The following is a 4,504-nucleotide window of genomic DNA, read 5'->3' on the forward strand; positions in this document are numbered from 1 at the left end:
GGGCATTACGGGTAGTTCTGAATGAGTTCCGCCGACGTATTCAGCAAATTCAGCACAATCAATTGGTGTTCCAGTTCTGTCGACCGATCTGGAATCGCTGGTTGGAGATGGCCGTACTCAGCGGGGCAATCCATGCGCCCCGATTTCACAAAAACAAAGCCGATTATCGTCGGGTGAAATGGATTGCTCAGGGCTGGCCCTATATGCATCCAGTTCAGGATATGCAGGCCCAGAATTTGGCAGTGCGCAGTGGCTTCAAATCTCGTTCAGAAGTGGTGTCTGAACAGGGTTATGACAGCGAACAAATTGATGACGAAATCGCTGCTGACAATCGGCGGGCCGATGAGCTGACCCTTCAGTACGACAGCGATGGCAGGCAGTCTTCGAAGGATCCTTCAACTACTGACAAGGACGAAAACAAGGATGAGCAAGAAACCCCTGAATAATAAGCCGTGGTACACGTTAAAGAATCAGGCTAACCAAAATCAGCCAGCAGAGTTGCTGATTTATGATGTGATTGGTGATTGGGCAGGACTTTCCGCACGACAACTGGTTCATGACCTGAAGGATCTGGATGTCAGTGAGATTACGGTTCGCATCAACAGCCCCGGTGGTTCCGTGTTTGATGGCATTGCCATCTACAACGCCCTGCGTCATCACAAGGCACATATCCATGTAAGGATTGAAGGGCTGGCCGCCAGTATTGCCAGCGTCATTGCCATGGCGGGCGACACCATCCATATGGCGGCCAATGCCCTGATGATGATTCATAACCCGTTTGGTTGGGTCGGCGGTGATGCCGAAGAGCTGCGCAAAGTGGCGGATATGCTGGACAAAACCACGGAGGTGATTGCCCAGACTTATGCGGCCAACTGTGGGCTGCAGGTCAGTGAAATCATCAACCTGATGAATGAGGAAACCTGGTTTACGGCCAGTGAAGCGGAAGGGCATGGTCTGGTGGATGTGGTGGAAGAAGCGGTGCAGCTGGCAGCGCACTTTGATCTCAGTGTCTTTAACCATGTGCCTAAGCCATTACTTCCTCCGTTCATTCCACCTTCTGAGCCGGAAGATGAAAATACGTCGGCTCATGCATTGGTGGTGATGTCATTGTGTAATAAAGCCGGTTATCCGGAAATGGCGGAAGACTTTATCCGCACTCATCAGGGGATCGAAGACGTTCAACGTCGTCTTGCTGAGTGTGAAACCATTAAATCTCTGTGTGCTGCTGCCCAGACTACTGAGCGTGCCGCTGGCTTCATCCAGTCAGGCAAATCGGCAGAGCAGGTTAGAACGGCGTTATTTGATCTGCTGACAAAGGAGGATTGCGTATTGGATAACACGTTAACTCCAAATCAGCAGAGTCAAACGATTAAGCCCCTTGTTGATACCCATGCTGTTTACCGGAAAAGAAACAGCGCAATGTTTCCAGTGTCAGCTTGACGTTATGGGCTTTGAAAGAAATCGAGTAGGTCCAACTGAAACTGAAATTCAGATGACCTCTCTTTTAACGAGGGTCCCAGATGCTTTCGTTGATGACCACACATCCAGCAGGAACAGGTGCAAGGCGTATCAACGACATGCCCCAGAGCTGAGTTATCCAGATTTCCCTGCCAATAGTGCTTTCTGTTTTTCTTTAAACGGTTACGGTGATGCCTACGTATGGAACGCTGGTAGTTTTTCAAAATCGTTATCCCGATAAGATTGCTCTCTTCGGGTAGCCTCTCCTTCAAGAGACCACCCACGTAGCAAATGGGATAACAGGTAGTGATCATTCATGATCATGGATACAACCCAGTTGTGTTTGAACAGGAATATATCACAAACACATGCCTCATTAGATAGCTTGTTGCTTTACCTGATAAACAACCCTCAAAGGAACTGAAACCATGCCTGTCATGACAGAGCCGGTGCACACTGGCGAATTTATCGTGTCCGAAGGAAACAACAGCATCAGCAGGGAGAAGGTTGAACTGGCGGCGAATCTGACGCTGCTGCCCGGCACGGTGTTGGGCAAAAACACGGCCACTGCAGTTTATGGACCATTGGACCCAGCAGCAGATACTGGATTGCAGATGGCCGCCGGTGTGCTCTGGGATCATGTCACTACCGATGCAACCGGTGGGGAAGCGGTCATCATCGCCCGACTGGCAGAGGTGCATCAGGACCTGTTGGTCTGGCCGGATGGCATCACTGCAGAGCAACAAGTCACGGCCACCGAAGAGCTGGCTTCACTGGATATTATTTTACGACAGGGAGAGCGCCCATGAGCCTGCTGGATATTTTCAATGACGATGCCTTCAGTCTGACCAGCCTGACGGCCACGCTGAACGATCTGCCCTATAAGCCAGGACGTATTGGTGAGCTTGGACTGTTTACCGAAAGTGGCATCAATACCACCACCGCCATGGTGGAGTCCCGTAACGGGGAATTGATTCTGTTGCCTACCTCGGAGCGCGGAGCGCCAGCGCCTCAAGCCAAGGGTGGTAAGCGGAAGGTGCGCAGTTTTGTCATCCCTCATATCCCTTACGACTCCACCATTGTGGCGGATGAAGTACGGAATGTTCGGGCTTTTGGCTCCGAGAGTTCTCTGGAAGGGGTAAGGACGGTGGTGAATCAGCGGCTATCAGAGATGAATGCCAACCATGAGGTGACTCTGGAGCATTTGCGGCTGGGCGCCATCAAAGGTCAGATTCTCGATGCCGATGGTAGCTCAGTCATTTATGACCTGTTCCAGGAGTTTGGTGTCAGCCAACAGGCGCATACCTTCAAGTTCAGCGATGCAGCCACTGACGTGCGCATTCAATGTGTGAAGCTGCGCCGGAAAGTGGATCAGGCTCTGGGTGCTCAACCCTATTCAGGGCTAAGGGCATTCTGCGGTGCTGACTTTTATGACGCCCTGGTTGGCCACGACTATGTCAAAGATGCCTACCACCGTTACCAGGACAGTGCCTTACTGCGCAATGACCCCAAATCCGGGTTCCGCTTCGGCGACATTGATTGGGAAGAGTATCGGGGTCAAGTCGGTGATATTCCCTTTATCAAATCTGATGAGGCTTATGTCATCCCGGAAGGCACTGGCATCTTCCGTACCTGGTTCGCTCCGGCAGATTTTATCGAAACAGTGAACACCATCGGTTTGCCCCGTTATGCCAAGCAGAAGATTCTGGACTTTGATAAAGGCGTTCAGCTGCATACTCAGTCCAACCCGCTGCCCATCTGCCTGAAGCCCCGGGCGGTGATCCAATGCAAGATGAACTGAGTGAACTGAACCGGCAGGTGCTGACTACCTTTGGTCAACCGGTGATGGTCTTTCGGGGAGCATCTCTTTTCTCAGAAACCCGGGGCATCATCTCCAAATCGCTGGTGCCTGCCGGTCAGTATGAAGCGGTTTTGCAAACGGTCACGTCCATTACGTTGCCAGCGAGCCTCAAATTGCAGCGTGGAGATGAAGTCCAGTCAGCAGATCAGCAATGGATGGTTGATCGGAAACTGAAAGACGATGGTCAGCTGACCTGGTGGGGGCTCCATGAAGCTTGATTTGGATCTGGACAGCACCGTTGATGAACTCATTGAACAGTTCGATCATGCGCCAAAGAAAGTCAGCAAAGCGATTGCTCGATCACTACGCAAGCTCTCCCGGTTTGCCGAACGGCGAATATTGCGGGAGTTGGCCAGACAGCAGAGTATCTCTCAAAAAGTGCTGAAATCCCTGGGGCGGGTGAGAGTATCTCTGTATCAGCCCGGTGATCGGGCAGGGCAGAATTACAGCTTGATTATCTGGATTGGTGCTCTCGATATTCCGGCCCATTATCTGAGCAAACCTGTACAGACCAAGAGAGGCGTTAGAACCGGTCGTCGTTTTTGGGAAGGTGCCTTTTTGATGCGCCCCGTCAACGCCACTCACTCCATGGTGTTTGAGCGGAAAGACACCTGGCAGCATAAATTCCAGCGTTCCAAAAAATCGGGTCGTATGATGTGGATGGGATTGCCGTTGGAAAAGAAAGAAATCTCAATCTGGAGCTCGGCCAGTACAGTATTACAACAGCTGGAACCGGTTTTACTCGACCGGTTCACTACCTTGATGGAACAGGAACTGAACTATGCCTTCAACATCGAGTCCTGAAGCCAGAATTGTTGAAGCGCTGGTTTATCGCCTGACGGAAGTCACTCCTACCGTTTTATTGGGTTTCACTGCCCTGGGTCTGGATGAGGAACTACCCAAGCCTGCCATTCTGGTTCAGTTGGAATCACTCCAGGAGCAGGAGCGGCAGGGTAGTCGGGTCAAGATGCAGATGAGTTTGAATATCAGCGTTGTCATCAAAACGAATGAAGAAAGCACCTATGTCCTGATGGATCTGACCCGCTCAATCAGAGCGATATTCACCACGGGGGAGCGGTTGGTACCGGAGGCCCGTAACACCCAGTTCAGTGAAACCCAGTTTGATATCGCCCCCAATCATGGCCAACTCTCCTTTGCAGATATCCAGCTGACCATTGACGTCAT

General features: G+C 51.4%; 6 protein-coding genes and 1 pseudogene. All 7 read left to right on the forward strand.

From position 1 onward, the window contains the following. Window positions 1-446, forward strand: a pseudogene (locus AK963_RS33670) (phage portal protein); the annotation flags it as partial. Further along, a complete protein-coding gene (locus AK963_RS25680) occupies window positions 424-1,440 on the forward strand; it encodes a head maturation protease, ClpP-related (RefSeq protein ID WP_066018217.1) in 1,017 nt (338 codons plus the stop codon). The pseudogene AK963_RS33670 and the gene AK963_RS25680, both read left to right, overlap by 23 nt. Window positions 1,441-1,886: 446 nt before the next feature. After that, complete coding sequence (locus AK963_RS25685) at window positions 1,887-2,267, forward strand: head decoration protein (protein ID WP_066018218.1); 381 nt, start codon at window positions 1,887-1,889, stop codon at window positions 2,265-2,267. Continuing rightward, the gene (locus tag AK963_RS25690; RefSeq protein WP_066018219.1) at window positions 2,264-3,259 is read left to right on the forward strand and encodes a major capsid protein; all 996 of its coding nucleotides are present in this window, start codon (window positions 2,264-2,266) and stop codon (window positions 3,257-3,259) included. The genes AK963_RS25685 and AK963_RS25690 overlap by 4 nt, the downstream gene beginning before the upstream one ends. Beyond that, window positions 3,244-3,537, forward strand: coding sequence for a hypothetical protein (locus tag AK963_RS25695; RefSeq protein WP_066018220.1), 294 nt, complete (start codon window positions 3,244-3,246; stop codon window positions 3,535-3,537). Before AK963_RS25690 ends, AK963_RS25695 begins: the two co-directional genes overlap by 16 nt. Beyond that, window positions 3,527-4,123, forward strand: a complete 597-nt coding sequence (locus AK963_RS25700) for a hypothetical protein (RefSeq protein ID WP_066018221.1) — start codon at window positions 3,527-3,529, stop codon at window positions 4,121-4,123. The genes AK963_RS25695 and AK963_RS25700 overlap by 11 nt, the downstream gene beginning before the upstream one ends. Then, window positions 4,101-4,504 (forward strand): hypothetical protein (locus AK963_RS25705; protein WP_139117663.1); only part of this gene is annotated, 404 nt, incomplete at its 3' end. The genes AK963_RS25700 and AK963_RS25705, both read left to right, overlap by 23 nt.

Origin of the sequence: Endozoicomonas atrinae (genome assembly GCF_001647025.1) — a bacterium.
GTDB classification, from domain to species: domain Bacteria; phylum Pseudomonadota; class Gammaproteobacteria; order Pseudomonadales; family Endozoicomonadaceae; genus Endozoicomonas; species Endozoicomonas atrinae.

Excerpts from the sequence above, each read along its gene's own strand:
- AK963_RS25680 (WP_066018217.1), top strand. The coding sequence starts at position 424 with ATGAGCAAGAAACCCCTGAATAATAAGCCGTGGTACACGTTAAAGAAT.
- AK963_RS25685 (WP_066018218.1), top strand. The coding sequence starts at position 1,887 with ATGCCTGTCATGACAGAGCCGGTGCACACTGGCGAATTTATCGTGTCC.
- AK963_RS25690 (WP_066018219.1), top strand. The coding sequence starts at position 2,264 with ATGAGCCTGCTGGATATTTTCAATGACGATGCCTTCAGTCTGACCAGC.
- AK963_RS25695 (WP_066018220.1), top strand. The coding sequence starts at position 3,244 with ATGCAAGATGAACTGAGTGAACTGAACCGGCAGGTGCTGACTACCTTT.
- AK963_RS25700 (WP_066018221.1), top strand. The coding sequence starts at position 3,527 with ATGAAGCTTGATTTGGATCTGGACAGCACCGTTGATGAACTCATTGAA.